Annotated in this window: 13 protein-coding genes and 1 riboswitch; of the genes, 7 read left to right on the top strand and 6 right to left on the bottom strand. The window is 62.1% G+C overall.

All coding sequences use genetic code 11. The features are described from left to right. Positions 1-197: 197 nt before the first annotated feature. Positions 198-1,622: a radical SAM protein gene (locus QZY67_RS09845; RefSeq protein ID WP_295369917.1), complete on the bottom strand. Its 1,425-nt coding sequence runs from the start codon at positions 1,620-1,622 to the stop codon at positions 198-200. Positions 1,623-1,856: 234 nt separating this feature from the next. Here QZY67_RS09845 and QZY67_RS09840 point away from each other — a divergent pair, with 234 nt between their 5' ends. The 6 genes from QZY67_RS09840 to QZY67_RS09815 all read left to right on the top strand — a co-directional run bounded on the left by QZY67_RS09840 (position 1,857) and on the right by QZY67_RS09815 (position 8,145). Next, positions 1,857-2,441, top strand: coding sequence for a hydrolase (locus QZY67_RS09840; RefSeq protein WP_295369916.1), 585 nt, complete (start codon positions 1,857-1,859; stop codon positions 2,439-2,441). A 2-nt stretch (positions 2,442-2,443) separates the two neighbouring features. Then, positions 2,444-3,823, top strand: coding sequence for an MATE family efflux transporter (locus QZY67_RS09835; RefSeq protein WP_295369915.1), 1,380 nt, complete (start codon positions 2,444-2,446; stop codon positions 3,821-3,823). Positions 3,824-4,503: 680 nt separating this feature from the next. Then, the gene (locus QZY67_RS09830) at positions 4,504-5,055 is read left to right on the top strand and encodes a sporulation protein (RefSeq protein WP_295369914.1); all 552 of its coding nucleotides are present in this window, start codon (positions 4,504-4,506) and stop codon (positions 5,053-5,055) included. A 279-nt stretch (positions 5,056-5,334) separates the two neighbouring features. Further along, positions 5,335-6,807 (top strand): M20/M25/M40 family metallo-hydrolase, encoded by a 1,473-nt coding sequence (locus QZY67_RS09825; protein ID WP_295369913.1) that lies wholly within the window; start codon positions 5,335-5,337, stop codon positions 6,805-6,807. Between the two features lie 241 nt (positions 6,808-7,048). Next, on the top strand, positions 7,049-7,963 hold the full coding sequence (locus QZY67_RS09820) for a hypothetical protein (RefSeq protein WP_295369912.1): 915 nt from the start codon (positions 7,049-7,051) through the stop codon (positions 7,961-7,963). Beyond that, complete coding sequence (locus tag QZY67_RS09815; protein WP_295369911.1) at positions 7,960-8,145, top strand: hypothetical protein; 186 nt, start codon at positions 7,960-7,962, stop codon at positions 8,143-8,145. The genes QZY67_RS09820 and QZY67_RS09815 overlap by 4 nt, the downstream gene beginning before the upstream one ends. Positions 8,146-8,311: 166 nt before the next feature. Here QZY67_RS09815 and QZY67_RS09810 read toward each other — a convergent pair whose 3' ends face one another. Further along, positions 8,312-9,121: an HAD-IIB family hydrolase gene (locus QZY67_RS09810; RefSeq protein ID WP_295369910.1), complete on the bottom strand. Its 810-nt coding sequence runs from the start codon at positions 9,119-9,121 to the stop codon at positions 8,312-8,314. A 26-nt stretch (positions 9,122-9,147) separates the two neighbouring features. Further along, positions 9,148-9,735, bottom strand: a complete 588-nt coding sequence (gene thiT, locus QZY67_RS09805; RefSeq protein ID WP_295369909.1) for an energy-coupled thiamine transporter ThiT — start codon at positions 9,733-9,735, stop codon at positions 9,148-9,150. Between the two features lie 69 nt (positions 9,736-9,804). Then, a riboswitch (TPP riboswitch) is annotated at positions 9,805-9,922 on the bottom strand. Between the two features lie 117 nt (positions 9,923-10,039). Between thiT and QZY67_RS09800 the strand changes: the two genes are divergently transcribed. Beyond that, entirely contained in the window at positions 10,040-10,531 is a 492-nt protein-coding gene (locus QZY67_RS09800; protein ID WP_295369908.1) for a GNAT family N-acetyltransferase, read from the top strand. A gap of 433 nt (positions 10,532-10,964) precedes the next feature. On the opposite strand, the gene QZY67_RS09795 is transcribed toward QZY67_RS09800, so the two are convergent. From QZY67_RS09795 to QZY67_RS09785, 3 genes are all read right to left on the bottom strand, one after another. Beyond that, positions 10,965-11,879, bottom strand: a complete 915-nt coding sequence (locus QZY67_RS09795; protein ID WP_295369907.1) for an RluA family pseudouridine synthase — start codon at positions 11,877-11,879, stop codon at positions 10,965-10,967. Further along, positions 11,854-12,354 (bottom strand): signal peptidase II, encoded by a 501-nt coding sequence (lspA, locus tag QZY67_RS09790; protein WP_295369906.1) that lies wholly within the window; start codon positions 12,352-12,354, stop codon positions 11,854-11,856. Before lspA ends, QZY67_RS09795 begins: the two co-directional genes overlap by 26 nt. A gap of 298 nt (positions 12,355-12,652) precedes the next feature. Next, positions 12,653-14,212 (bottom strand): GTP-binding protein (locus tag QZY67_RS09785; RefSeq protein WP_295369905.1); only part of this gene is annotated, 1,560 nt, incomplete at its 5' end.

The raw sequence follows: 14,212 nt of genomic DNA, 5'->3' as shown, positions 1-14,212 counted from the left end.
TCGAATGCCCCGGAAGCCTTGCTGTGCAAGGCTTCCGGGGAGCGGAGCGAGGACTTTCGCGCCGCTGTGCGGCGCGAAAGTAACGGCATTTTTGAAGGCTGTCGAAAAAGTCCAGGGACTTTTTCGACAGCCTGAGCAGAAGGCCCCGCAACTGCGGGGCCTTCTGCTATTCCCAAAGTCGGGGAGTATGTACGCTTTTATGACTGGCTGATGGTCTCTCTGGGGGCCTGGAGGTTCTCCCGGGCCACCCGGTCCTCCTCGGAGGGATAGTGGTCCGGGTCCTTACTGGCCTGGCTGTTCTCCCAGATTTCCTTGGCCGCAGGGGCCCAGCAGGCGGCATAGCTGTCGCACTTGGCGCACAGGTGCTCGGCGGACTCGGGGGACTGGGGATCGGTGGAGTGGGCGCCGGTGCGGGAGACCATCTCCCGCAGCTTGTCGGGATTCTCCAGCATGGGGCAGGGCTGGAGCATGTTCTCATTGAAGGGCTGGCCGTCGTGATAGGCCATGAACAGGGGCCCCCGCAGGGCGTCCAGCAGAGACTTCTCCCGGATATTGGCGTCCGAGTAGTGGATGAACACACAGGGGTCCACGTCGCCGTTGGCGTTGATGTGGAGGTAGCGCCGGCCGCCGGCGATGCAGCCGCCCACAAACTCCGCGTCGTTCTGGAAGTCCATGGCGAACAGGGGCTTGCGGGTGCGGTAGTCCCGGATGCGGCGGTACATCTCAGTGCGCTGCTCGGGAGTTGGCAGCAGCTCGGGCACGGCGTCGTTGCCCACGGGCATGTAGTGGAAGTACCAGACAAACAGGGCGCCCAGCTCAATCATCTTGTCGTAGTAGGCCTCGCTGGTGATGGACTCAAAGTTGGCTCTGGTGTAGCAGCAGGAGAGGCCGTAGGGCAGGCGCTTGCGCTTGAGCAGCTCCATGGCGGCGATGACCTTCTGGTACACGCCGTCGCCCCGGCGGCCGTCGGTGGCCTCTTCAAAGCCCTCCAGGCTGATGGCGGGGATAAAGTTCTTCACCCGCAGCATCTCGTCGGCAAAGGCCTCGTCGATGAGGGTGGCGTTGGTGAAGCACAGGAACTGGCAGTCGCTGTGCTTCTCGCACAGGCGGATAAGGTCGGCCTTGCGGACCAGGGGCTCGCCGCCGGTGTAGATGTACATGTACACGCCCAGCTCCTTGCCCTGGCGGATGATGTCGTCAATCTCGTCAAAGGACAGGTTGAGCTTGTTGCCGTACTCGGCGGCCCAGCAGCCGGTGCAGTGCAGGTTGCAGGCGCTGGTGGGGTCCAGCAGAATGGCCCAGGGAATGTTGCAGTGGTACTTGGCCCGGGCGGCCTCCTGCTTGTCCCAGCCGATGAGGTTGGCGTTGAGGAAGAAGTTGACAAAGGTGGCCTTGAGTACCTCCGGGTCGATGTCCCGCACGATGTGCAGGATCAGCTGGTGGTAGGGATTATCGGGGTTGGTGACCGCGTCCCGCACGGCGGAGCGCTGGGCGGGGAAATTGCCGCGGGAGAACTTATCGACCCAGGACATCAGGGTGGGCAGGTTTTTCTCCGGGTCCCTGGTGATGTAGTCCACGGCCTGCTCAATCCCGAACTGTTTGAGGCTGTTTGGAATACGCATGAGAATCACTCCTTGTCTGACGGTGGAAGCTCCATTTGTCATGAATTAAGGTATTCCGGAGAGGACAGTTTCTCAACGGACAGAGTGGGGAGAGTGTCGGATTTGGAAACAAAATGGCGAAAGTGTCCCAACAGAGGGGAGGAGGGTAAGGGGAACGGCTGGATCTTTCTCCGCGCATGTGCTAAAATTATATTTTGCGATTTGAGAGATTATGAACAGGAAAAGAGGTTTGACATGAGCGCCCGAGAGGAATTTATTGAGATATTTACCGGGAAAGTCCACCGGGAGGGCTCCGCCGCCCTGCTGGACTACCTGGAGAACAAGAGCGATTTCTTTACCGCCCCCGCCTCCGCCCGCTTCCACGGGGCCTACGCCGGCGGCCTGTGCGACCACAGCCTGAACGTGTACCACTGCCTGGTGGACTACCTGTCCCGCCCCCGGGTCCAGGAGCTCTACGGCCTGGAGTACAGCGAGGAGACGGTGGCCCTGGTGGCCCTGCTCCACGACGTGTGCAAGGTGGGCTGCTACAAGCCGGGCACCCGCAACGTGAAGGGGCCGGACGGCAAGTGGCAGGCCGTGCCCACCTACTCCTTTGAGGACCCCCTGCCCTACGGCCACGGGGAGAAGTCGGTTTACATTGTCAACGGCTTTGTCCGCCTGACGAGGGAGGAGGCCATGGCCATCCGCTGGCACATGGGCTTTTCGGGCACCGAGGACCCCCGCACAGTGGGCCAGGCACTCCAGCAGTTCCCCCTTGCCTTTGCCCTGGCCACTGCCGACATGGAGGCCACCTATTTTCTGGAAAGGGAGGAGGGCTGACCATGGCCAAGCGCACCAACGATCTGGGCAACGATCCCGTACCCCAGCTGCTCCGGCGGCTGGCCCTGCCCGCCGTCACCGCCCAGGTGGTCAACGCCCTGTACAACATTGTGGACCGGATGTACCTGGGCCACATGGAGCAGGACGGAGATCTGGCCATTACCGGCGTGGGCGTTGCCTTTGCCATCATCATGTTCATCTCCGCCCTGTCCGCCCTGGTGGGCATGGGCGGCGGCGCCCGGGCGGCCATCCGGGCCGGCGAGGGCAGGACTGACCTGGCCGAGGAGATTCTGGGCAACTGCACCCTGCTGAGCATCGTTATTTCAGCGGCGGTCATGGCGGTGTTCCTCCCCTTCCAGCGGCCCCTGCTCCTGCTCATGGGCGCCAGCAGCCAGACCATTGACTACGCCGTCAATTACCTGACCATCTACCTCTGCGGCACGGTGTTCGTGCAGCTCTCCCTGGCGCTGAACAACTTTATCACCACCCAGGGCTTCTCCACCACCTCCATGCTCACCGTGGTCATCGGCGCGGCGACCAATATTGTGCTGGACCCCATCTTTATCTTCGGCATGGACATGGGCGTCCAGGGCGCGGCTCTGGCCACCATTATCGCCCAGGCGGTGTCGGCGGTGTGGGTGTTGGCCTTCCTCACCGGGAAGCGCACCGGCCTGAAAATACGGGCCAAGTACCTCCGCCTCAAGCCAAGCATTCTCCTGCCGGTGATGTCCATCGGCGTGTCTCCCTTTATTATGCAGTCCACCGAGAGCCTGGTGAATATCGCCTTCAACGCCTCCCTGCTCCAGTACGGCGGGGACACATATGTGGGGGCCATGACCATCTGCTCCTCCATCATGCAGGTGCTGACCATGATCTTCCAGGGCCTGGCCCAGGGCGCCCAGCCCATTGTGGGCTACAACTACGGCGCGGGCAAGCTGGATCGGGTGAGGCAGACCTTCCGCCTGCTCATCACCGCCGGCGTGATATACTCCGTGGTCAGCTGGCTGCTGGTGCAGCTCTTCCCCAATATCTTTGTGGCCCTTTTCAACGACAAGCCCGAGCTGGTGGAGGCCGCCGTGTGGGCGCTGCGGATCTACCTGGCCTGCTTCTTTATGCTGGGGGTGCAGTTCTCCTGCCAGCAGACCTTTGTGGCCCTTGGCCAGGCCAAGGTGTCCCTCTTCCTGGCCCTGCTGCGGAAGATTATCCTCCTCATCCCCCTCATCTATATCCTGCCGCGCATCCTCACCGGCAACCAGGTCTTTGCCGTGTACCTGGCCGAGCCGGTGGCCGACTTCCTGGCCGCCACCGTCACCGGCCTCATGTTTGCCTGGAAGTTCCCGCGGATTCTCCGCCGCCGGGAGAAGGAGCTGGGCGCGGCCTGACACAATTCCACACAAGAGCGTCCGGAGGGCCGCCGCATCTGCGGCAGCCCTCCGGTTTTTATTGCCTTCCCCCTGGAGAAAAGGTGGTTGCTTCTCGGGGTCCCCACGGAAGGCGGAACGCCTTTCGTGGGGAGAGGACGGGCAGCGGAGTGAGCGAGGCCTGCCGCTTGCGGGGAAACACGCGGCCTCCGGCGGCCTACTTTCCAGCGAGGGAAAGTAGGCAAAGCTCGCCATGGGCAACAGGCGCGGAAAGGCCCTGTTAGGGCCAAACGCGCCCGTTTCCCCCTGGTACCCCCTTCAGGGGCGCGGTTTGCGGCGGAAAAATTTAAGAAGCCGCCAAACCTGAAAGCAGTTACTATGCCGGTTCGGCTGGTTCGTTTCGTGACTGCGTCGTCCGAGCAGCGTTACCCGCCCAAACTTGATAGTTTCAGTAATTCAACCACATTCCTCAATGCCGCACCAAGTCTCTGCGCCGTGTTTCAATCGCTGCCCGAATAACTTCCAAAGCCTTCCCCTGGGGGAAGGTGCCCCCGAAGGGGGGCGGATGAGGGGGACGCTCTTTTGGGAGGTGCTTTTTACCGGCGAAAAGCGCCCAAAAACCTCTGCCCGAGCGTTTCCGCCGCAAGCTTCCGCACCCGCTCCCCCCTTCCGGCATAGGATGGCCGGAAGGGAGGTACGAAATGGACGTTTTGGCTTCCATTGCGGCCATACTGGTCTTTACCATGGCCTGCAATCTGGATACGATTCTCCTCTCCATGGGGTACGCGGCCCGGGGGCTGGCGGTGTCCCGGCGGGGATGCCTGATTCTGGCGGGGGTGACTACGGCGGTGACCTGGCTGTCCCTGGCCCTGGGGGCGGCGGCGGGCCGGTTCCTGCCGGCCGGGCTGGCGGATATGCTGGGCGGCCTGGTGCTGCTGGGCATCGGCTTCTGGTTCCTGCTGGACTGGCTCCGGGCCCCGGGAGAGGCGGAGGAGCCCCCGGCCCCGGCGCGGGCCTGGGTGCCCCTGGCGGCAGCCCTGGCGGTGAACAATGCCGGGGCCGGGGTGGCGGCGGGCATCAGCGGGCTGTCTCCTCTGTGGGCTGCGGCGTGCAACTTCTGCGTGACGCTGCTCTTTATCCCTCTGGGCGCCTGGCTGGGCGGGGGTCCCCTGGGCCGCCTGCTGGGAAAGTACGCCCTGCCCCTGTCCGGCCTGCTGCTGGTGCTGCTGGGGGGCGGGGAGGTATTCCTCTGAGGAGCGGCCTGTGGTATAATAGCCGCAGAGCGGCTATTATACTTTGAACCCGGCCCTTTTCCCCGCCCTTGACAGGGCAGGCGGAAAAGATGGCCAAGATACCATTCCGGCTGCGCCGTCATGGTATCATAGCCGCAGAGCGGCCATTATACTTTGAACCCGGCCCTTTTCCCCGCCCTTGACAGGGCAGGCGGAAAAGATGGCCAAGATACCATTCCGGCTGCGCCGTCATGGCATTATCAACCATCAGAAAACCACAGCATACAGGGGGCTTGCGTTATGACAGAGCTGACGGCCCGGCTGGGCGGCCCGGAGGCCATCACGGCGGGGATTGTCGCGGAATTTCAGAAGATGTGCGCCGTTCCCCACCCCTCCCACGGGGAGCGGGCGGTGGGGCGGCTGCTGGCCCGGCGGCTGGAGGCGCTGGGCGGCGTGCCGGTCATGGATGCCGCCGGCAACTTAACCGCCGACCTGCCCGCCGCCCCGGGGTGCGGGGGCGCGCCTCTCACCATCCTCCAGGGCCACATGGACATGGTGTGCGCCGTCCGGCCGGGCAGCGGCTATGAACCGGAGCGGGACCCCATCCGGGCGGAGGCGGCGGACGGCTTTCTGCGGTCGGACGGCCGGTCCTCCCTGGGGGCGGACAACGGCCTGGGCAACGCCGCCGTCCTCTGGCTGCTGGGCCGGAAGCTGGAGCGGGGCCCGGTGCGGGTCATCTTCACGGTGGCCGAGGAGGTGGGCCTGGCCGGAGCCCGGGAGGTGGACCCGTCCTGGCTGGCGGGGGCCAGGTACCTGCTCAACACCGACGGCTTCCACCTGGGCACCGCCGTGGTGGGATCGGCAGGCGGGCGGCGGGAGACCTTCTCCCGCCCCCTGGCCACCTGCCCGGCGGGAGCGGGACAGGCCTTTTCCATCGCCCTGTCCGGCTTTTCCGGGGGCCACTCGGGGGACGACATCCACCGGGGCCGGGGCAATCCCGTCAAGGCCCTGACCGCCCTGCTCTCCGCCCTGCCCTTCCCCTGGGCCCTGGCGGACTTCTCCGGCGGGCAGGCCCACAACGCCATCCCCACCTGGGCGGCGGCGGTGGTGACGCTCTCCCCCGCCCATGTCCCCGCCCTGAAGGCGGCCTTTGCGGACTGGGCGGCGGCGCTGGAGGCGGCCCACCGGGCCAGCGACCCAAACTTCCGGGCGGCGCTGGAGGAGACCGCCCTGCCGGAACAGGCGTGGGACAATGCCTGCCGGGACGCCCTGCTGGCCCTCACCGGCGGACTGACCCACGGCGTACAGCGGTGGCACGCCGATTTTCCCGGCGTGGTGTCCGCCTCGGCCAATCTGGGCCGGGTGTGGACAGAGGACGGAACTATAAAGGCAGCGGAGTTTATCCGCTGCGCCGACCCGGCGGACGAGGCCGCCATGGCCGGCGCCCACCGGCGTCTGGCGGAGGCCAGCGGCTTTGCCGCGGCAGCCACCGGCTACCCCGCCTGGCAGGGCAGGCCGGACAACCCCCTGGCCCTGCTGATGGACCGGGTGTTCCGCCGGGAGGCGGGGCGGGGTATGGAGATCTCCGCCGTCCACGTGGGGCTGGAGCCCTCCTTCTTCCAGGCAAAGGCACCGGAGGTGGTGATGGCGGTGTCCGGGCCGGACATCCTGGACGCCCACTCCCCCGACGAGCGGGCGCCCCTGTCCTCCCTGCCCGTCTACGCCGCCCTTCTGGCGGGCACCCTGGAGGAGATTGGCCATCAACAGGGATAAGGGCTTCTTCGTTTTTTGGAAAAGACCTGCCTGGGACAGAAAGCGGTACCGCTATGCCGGGCGTTGCCGAAGTTAATAAAAATTGTATAAAAAAACAAATTTACACTTTTATATTTATAAATTTTATTGACAAATAACAAAAACTGTTTTAAAATTTTAATAGATTTAGAGTAGGAGTGATTCCCATGAATATATAGGATGCTTATAAAGCTTAGTAAAATTTTAAAAGGGAGAAAAGAGTATGAAAAAAATAGCAACAAAAACTATTAGTTTAGTTTCTATAATTTCCATATTACTTAATACAACCGTCTTTGCAGTAGAGACTTCAAAAGAAGAGTTGTTGAGTACCCCCTCGGAAATATATACATATGAACAGTTTGAAACAGCGATTTCTCAGGCGGAAGAAGAGATCCATCAACAGTATTATGATGCACTTGAGGATGCCCTGGATAATAACAATATAGTAAATTATAATCAATTAGCGCATGCAATGGCAATTGAACGAAGCCTTGCAGTTGAAGATGTTTTAAGAGAATTTGGCTTTGAGAAGATAACAAATGGCACCAACATAACACCGATGTCAAGCAGTAATGATCTATCGTGGACAGCAGAAGATGCGTATTATAATCCTTCAGAGGATATTTATGTATATACTGTAGATTGGGAATTTGCATGGGCCAAGTGGGATGAGTTGTATGATATTCCCGATCTAGTTGGCGTGTCTATGACAAATCCAGATGATTATTACATTTTAAAAGCATATGCAAAAACATGGGATAGCACTGGTAAAGAGTCTGGTTACGTTGATGAATACGGAAATGGTGCATCAGATTCTAAAATTTCTAAACGCGCGGAAGATGCAGAAGGCGTTATTTATGATGTTATAGATATGGCTTCATATTTAAGCGCGCCACATTGCACTGCTTCACAAGGACGAATTACTCTTGTTGTTAAGCAAAAAGTAGGCACAACAGGAACTCCTCAAAATAAATTTATTGCGAGTTATGAACATAACTATAAGGAAGGAACGCTAGAGATTGGCGCAGAAGTTGAAAGTGCAGGCTTTTCTTCTATCACAGGACTTCTTAAGGTGTCATACAAAATTGAAAATAAAAACTGGCTGCGCGCAAGCGGAGGAAAAGTAATCGGAGCATGAAAAAAGCGGAGAAGTTCTTTCGTTTTGGTCAGACGCTCATTATCGGCGGATGCATCTTGACCGTGGGGACGAGGCTGGTTTTTGCGCTTGAGGCCGGCATACTGGCAATTATCTTTGGCTTTCTGTTTATCTATATCGCCTGGTTTATGAACGACAGCAGCGACAGTGACGAAGAGCAGTGACCGCGAAAGCGCGGACATATGGCCCCTGAGCTGGTGATGGCGGGCGCCCTGGAGGAGATTGGACGCCAGCAGGGATAAAGGCCTGAGATTGTCCGCAAAAGGAGCTGAGAATGTGGAAAAAACAATGCCCGCCGGAATTCCGGCGGGCATTAAAGATGGTTCTGATTCAGCTGTACCGTCCATCCAGGATGCGGATGATGTCGGCGATGCAGTGGTCGTCGCAGGACTTGACGATGACCGGGTCGACGGCCCGGACGGCGTCGGCGCAGTTGGCGGGGGCAAAGGGGACGGCGGACACGGCGAGCATGGGGATGTCGTTCTGGTTGTCCCCCACGCAGTAGACGTCCTTCCGCTCCACCCCCAGGTATTCCGCCAGGCGGAGGACCATGCCCCCCTTGGTGGCGCCCTTGGCGGTGACCTCCAGCAGGGCGGAGCTGGAGAAGATGACCTCGTACCGGTCCCCCCACCGGTCCAGCAGGAACTTCTGGGCGGCGAGGAGGGTGGGATACTCGTCCTGAATGACCGCCTTGCTCCAGGGCGTCGGCATGTCCGAGAGGCCGCAGGGGGTCCAGGTGGTGCCCACCCGCTTCACATGGCGGTCGGTAAAGGCGTTGGGGTGGTGGATGTACACGTCGTCCCCGTGGTAGGTCTCCATGCCGATGGAGGGCATCTCCGCCGACAGCACCGCCAGATCCTCCGCCGCCTGGGGCGGCAGGGGCAGCTCGCAGACCACCTGATCCGTGGAATAGTCGTAGAGCAGCGCCCCGTTGGACAGGATGACGGGGGCGTTGATGGGGGCCAGGTGCACATAGGGGGAGAAGGTGCGGTGGGCCCGGCCGGTGGACACGGTGAAGCGGCCACCCTCCCGGATGAAGTACTCGATGGCGGCCACATTCTCGGCCGACACCTCCAGGCGGGAGTTGTAGAGCGTGTCGTCAAAGTCGCTGGCCAGCAGCACGCGGTCGAATTTACCCAAATTCCTTCCCCCTTACATGGTGTGATTTACCGGATATCGGCGCCCAGGAAGTACCTCTTCAGGGGCTTGTACAGCAGACCGAACACCACCAGGCACAGGGCCATGTCGATGGCCATATAGCTGCCGTTGTAGGCCAGGGAGTACATCCAGGGGCTGGTGAAGGTCATGTTGAACAGCTCCGTGGGGGCCACAATGGCGTAGATGGTGATGCCGCTGATGAAGTGGACAATGAAACGGACCACAGAGCCCAGCACGGTGCCGGCGAAGATGCCCCACCGCTGGCCCTTGAACAGGCCGGCCAGACCCAGAGGAGTGAAGGCCACCAGGTAGTCCAGCAGCAGGGACTGCCAGCCCCAGGCCACGGCGCCGTCGATGAACATCTGGAGCAGGCCGAAGGCGAAGCCGGCCAGCAGGCCGGGGCCCACGCCCCAGCGGACGGCGTAAAAGAAGATGGGCAGCATCTCCAGGGTGATGGAGCCGCCGTTGGGCAGGCGGAAGATTTTCAGCTGGTTGAGCACCAGGGCCAGGGCCACCATAATGGCGCCCTCACAGAGCATCCTGGTGTAGAGGCGGCGCTTGCCGCCCTTGTTTTGGCTTTGCGTGACAACAGGCATGATTGGATTCCTCCCGAAAAAATATGTACCGCAGGCCGAACGGGCGCAATGCGGTACGAGAGAAACGACAATCATAGCCGAATCATCTTCCTACGCCGGCATTACCCGGATCAGGTTCAAGGGACCGGGGGGAGCGCTATCCCCCGCATCTCAGCCGGACTTGCGTCCAGCGCCCCTGTGTTCGATTGTCTGCGGTCGGGCAATATTTTATACCAGGGATTGTTCCCTTGTCAAGGCACGGGGAAAAAACGGTGTGAATGCCGAAATTCAGGCCCTTCCGGGCCGGAAAAGGAGCGAATTTGCCATGGAACTGAGAGGATACCGGCCGGAGGACTGCCCGGCCCTTGGGGCGCTGTTTTACGACACGGTGCACACAGTTTGTACCGGGGAGTACGACCCCCGGCAGCTGGACGCATGGGCCCCGCCGGAGGGGGTGGATCTGACGGCCTGGAACGAGAGCCTCTCCGCCCACCTGACTTTGGTGGCGGAGGAGGGCGGGGCCATCGTGGGCTTTGGGGACATGGCCCCGGACGGGTACCTGGACCGGCTCTATGTGGCCCATACCCACCTGCGGCGGGGGGTGGCCTCCGCCCTGTGCGCCGCCCTGGAGGCGGCGGTACCCGCTCAGCGGTACACCACCCACGCCTCCCGCACTGCCCTCCCCTTTTTCCTGGCCCGGGGCTGGCGGGTTGTAAAGGAGCAGACCGTGGAGCGCCGAGGGGTCACCCTGAACAACTATGTGATGGAGAAAGCGCCTTCCCCCGTGGGGGAAGGTGCCCCCGAAGGGGGCGGATGAGGGGAAAGCTGACAGAATGCATCTAGCTTGCGGCGACGACGTCTCCGACGGGGTACTTTTCACCGGCGAAAAGTACCCAAAAGCCGCCGGGGACACAGGGGCGGAGGGGCCCTTTCAGGGCCAAACGCCCCCGTTTCCCCGGACCCCTTTCAGAGATGCGGCTTGCGGCGGTGCTATTCATCGGCCACCGTATTTGAGAGTAGTTGCTTGCCGGTTCGGCTGTCCGGTTTTGTTCCTGCGTCGCCCGAGCAGCGTTACCCGCCCAGACTTGTAAGCCGCTGCAATTCAAAAACCTTTCTCAATGCCGCACAAAGTCTATGCGTCGTATTTTAGTCTCTGCTTGAGGCAAGACAAAGCCCCCGCATGGGTCTCTTCAGAGAGACCCATGCGGGGGCTCTTGTATCCACATTGTGCCGCTCTTTTGTGGAAAAACTCAGCTCATGCGCCGCAGCTTGTCCAGCACGGCCTCGAACCAGTCGGGCAGGGGGCACTCCACAGTCATCCGCTCCCCGGTGCGGGGGTGGACGAAGGAGAGCCGCCGGGCGTGGAGGCACTGGCCCGACAGGCCGGGGTAGGGGCGCTTGGCGCCGTACACCGTGTCCCCCAGGAGGGGGTGGCCGATGTGGGCCATATGAACCCGGATCTGGTGGGTGCGACCGGTCTCCAGCCGGCACTGGAGGTGGGTGTACCCGGGAAACCGCTCCAGCACGGTCCAATGGGTGATGGCCTCCCGGCCCTGGAGAAAGTTGACCGCCATCTTTTTCCGGTCAGTGGGGTGCCGGGCGATGGGGGCCCGGACAGTGCCCTGGTCCTCCTTAAAGCCCCCCACCGCCACCGCTTCGTACTCCCGGTACAGGGAGTGGTCCTGGAGCTGCCCGGCCAGGGAGAGGTGGGCAAAGTCGCTCTTGGCGGCGATGATGAGGCCGGAGGTGTCCCGGTCGATGCGGTGGACAATGCCGGGCCGCAGCTCTCCGTTGATGCCGGAGAGTGATTTTCCGCAGTGATATAACAGCGCGTTGACCAAAGTGCCGTCGGGGTGGCCTGCCGCCGGGTGGACCACCATGCCCACCGGCTTGTTGACCACAATGACGTCGCCGTCCTCATACACCACGTCCAGGGGGATGTCCTGGGGGACCACGTCCACCTCCGCCGGGTCGGGCAGGGAGAGCACCAGCTCGTCCCCCTCAGCGGTCTTGTAGTTCTTCTTCACCGGCAGGCCCTTGAGGGTGACGGCTCCCTCCTCCAGCAGCTTCTGGGCCGCCGAGCGGGACAGCTGGGGCAGCTGCCGGGCCAGGAACTGGTCCGCCCGCTCCCCCGCCCGGTCAGCCCTCAGGGTCAGCGGCGTCATGGCCTGCCTCCTGTCCCGCCGGGGCCTTCTCCAGCTTGTCGTAGAAGAAGAGCACGTACACCATCATGGCGATGACGCCGCACACCAGGCAGCAGTCGGCCACGTTGAACACGGCGAAGTTGATAAAGACGGTCTGAAACATGTCGGTCACATAGCCGAAGAGCACCCGGTCGATGAGGTTGCCCACGGCTCCGGCCAGGATGACGGCCAGAATGACCTGTCCCGCCGGGTGGCGGAACACCCGCCTGACCATGACCACCACCAGGGCCACGGACACCACGGCGGAGATGAGGGCCAGAATCCAGGTGTGGTCCCGGAAGAGGGAGAAGGCGGCACCGGTGTTCTGGTAGTAGGTCAGGTTGAGGATGTGGGGAATAAAGGGCACGCTCTCCCCCAGCTCCAGGTTGGACCGGATGAGCAGCTTGACCACCTGGTCCGCGATGACCAGCACCGCGGCGAGAATGGCATAGGGCATAGTCGGAATCTCCTTTGATATTCAGTGTGAGAGCATTATAGCACGCTTTTCCACCCCTCACAACGGCGAGGTGGAAAAAAGGACGGACACAGGAGCTGTGTCCGTCCTTTTTGTGTCGAAAAGCCCTCGGCAGAGTTTCGCCGCCCGCAGGCGGCGAAATCAAGTGGAAATCTGTTTTTTCCGGGGACATGCGCCGCGGAAAAAACACTTCTCAGCCCGCAAGTGTGCGCCCCACGGGCGTGCGCGGAGCGGGCTGCATCTTCTCTCTCAAAAACGCCTGCGTTTTTGAGAAGGAATCTTACTGCTTCTTCTTGGAGGCCTCGCGCATACGGGCGGCGTGGTCCAGCAGACGCTTGCGCAGGCGGAGGCTCTCGGGGGTGACCTCCAGCAGCTCGTCGTCAGCCAGGAACTCCAGGCACTGCTCCAGGGACATCTGGCGGGGCGGGGTCAGGCGGAGGGCGTCGTCAGAGCCGGAAGCGCGCATGTTGGTCAGCTGCTTCTTCTTGCAGATGTTGACGGAGATATCCTCCTGCTTGGGGGTCTCGCCCACGATCATGCCGGCGTAGACGGGCACGCCCGCGCCGATGAACAGCACGCCCCGCTCCTGGGCGTTGTACAGGCCGTAGGTCACGCTCTCGCCGGTCTCGAAGGACACCAGGGAGCCGGTGTTCCGGCGGGCAATCTCGCCCTTCATGGGGGCGTAGGAGTCAAACACGCTGGCCATGATGCCCTCGCCCTTGGTGTCGGTGAGGAACTCGTTCCGGTAGCCGAACAGGCCCCGGGCGGGCACCAGGAACTCCAGCTTCATGCGGCTGCCCACGGGAGTCATCTCCAGCAGGTCGCCCTTCCGGGCGCCCAGCTTCTCAATGACCGCGCCCACGTTGTCGGCGGGCACGTCCACCACCAGCCGCTCCATAGGCTCGCACTTGACGCCGTCAATCTCCTGGAAGAGCACCCGGGGCGGGGAGACCTGGAACTCATAGCCCTCCCGGCGCATGGTCTCAATGAGGATGGACAGGCTCATCTCGCCCCGGCCGGCCACGTTGAAGGAGTCGGTGGAGTCGGTCTCCGAGACCCGGAGGGACACGTCCTTCAGGGTCTCCCGGAACAGCCGCTCCCGCAGCTGGCGGGAGGTGACAAACTTGCCCTCCTTGCCGGCAAAGGGGGAGTCGTTGACGGAGAAGGTCATCTCAATGGTGGGGGCGGAGATCTTCACAAATTCCATGGGCTCCACGCAGTCGGGGGCGCAGATGGTGTCGCCGATGGTGATGTCGCCGATGCCGCTCATGGCGATGATGTTGCCCGCGTCGGCCTCGGTGACGGGCACCTTGGCCAGGCCGTCGAACTGGTAGAGGGCGGTGGCCTTGGCCTTCTTGGTGGCCTGGTCGGGGTTGTGGTAGTTGCACACCACAATCTCCTGGTTCTGCTTCACAGTGCCCCGCTCAATGCGGCCGATGGCGATGCGGCCCACAAACTCGTTGTAGTCGATGGAGCTGACCAGCATCTGGAAGGGGGCGGTGGTGTCCGCCTCGGGGGCGGGGATATAGTTGATAATGGTCTCGAAGAGGGGGGTCAGGTCGGTGCCGGGCACGTCGGGAGAGTAGGACGCGGTGCCCTGGCGGCCGGAGCAGAACAGAGTGGGAGACTCAAACTGCTCGTCGGTGGCGTTCAGGTCCAGCAGCAGCTCCAGCACCTCGTCCATGACCTCGTGGATGCGCTGGTCGGGGCGGTCGATCTTGTTGACCACCACGATGACCCGGTGGCCCAGCTCCAGGGCCTTGGACAGCACGAAGCGGGTCTGGGGCATGGGGCCCTCGGCGGCGTCCACCAGCAGGATGACGCCGTTGACCATCTTCAG

The organism is uncultured Pseudoflavonifractor sp., from assembly GCA_904419835.1.
Classification (GTDB): Bacteria; Bacillota; Clostridia; order Oscillospirales; family Oscillospiraceae; genus Pseudoflavonifractor.
The sequence above is the reverse complement of the archived record's forward strand: the minus strand, read 5'-3'. Positions and strand labels throughout refer to the sequence as shown.

Bases quoted from the DNA above. Each gene is read 5' to 3' on its own strand.
- QZY67_RS09845 (WP_295369917.1), bottom strand. From the start codon at position 1,622: ATGCGTATTCCAAACAGCCTCAAACAGTTCGGGATTGAGCAGGCCGTG.
- QZY67_RS09840 (WP_295369916.1), top strand. From the start codon at position 1,857: ATGAGCGCCCGAGAGGAATTTATTGAGATATTTACCGGGAAAGTCCAC.
- QZY67_RS09835 (WP_295369915.1), top strand. From the start codon at position 2,444: ATGGCCAAGCGCACCAACGATCTGGGCAACGATCCCGTACCCCAGCTG.
- QZY67_RS09830 (WP_295369914.1), top strand. From the start codon at position 4,504: ATGGACGTTTTGGCTTCCATTGCGGCCATACTGGTCTTTACCATGGCC.
- QZY67_RS09825 (WP_295369913.1), top strand. From the start codon at position 5,335: ATGACAGAGCTGACGGCCCGGCTGGGCGGCCCGGAGGCCATCACGGCG.
- QZY67_RS09820 (WP_295369912.1), top strand. From the start codon at position 7,049: ATGAAAAAAATAGCAACAAAAACTATTAGTTTAGTTTCTATAATTTCC.
- QZY67_RS09815 (WP_295369911.1), top strand. From the start codon at position 7,960: ATGAAAAAAGCGGAGAAGTTCTTTCGTTTTGGTCAGACGCTCATTATC.
- thiT (WP_295369909.1), bottom strand. From the start codon at position 9,735: ATGCCTGTTGTCACGCAAAGCCAAAACAAGGGCGGCAAGCGCCGCCTC.
- QZY67_RS09800 (WP_295369908.1), top strand. From the start codon at position 10,040: ATGGAACTGAGAGGATACCGGCCGGAGGACTGCCCGGCCCTTGGGGCG.
- QZY67_RS09795 (WP_295369907.1), bottom strand. From the start codon at position 11,879: ATGACGCCGCTGACCCTGAGGGCTGACCGGGCGGGGGAGCGGGCGGAC.
- lspA (WP_295369906.1), bottom strand. From the start codon at position 12,354: ATGCCCTATGCCATTCTCGCCGCGGTGCTGGTCATCGCGGACCAGGTG.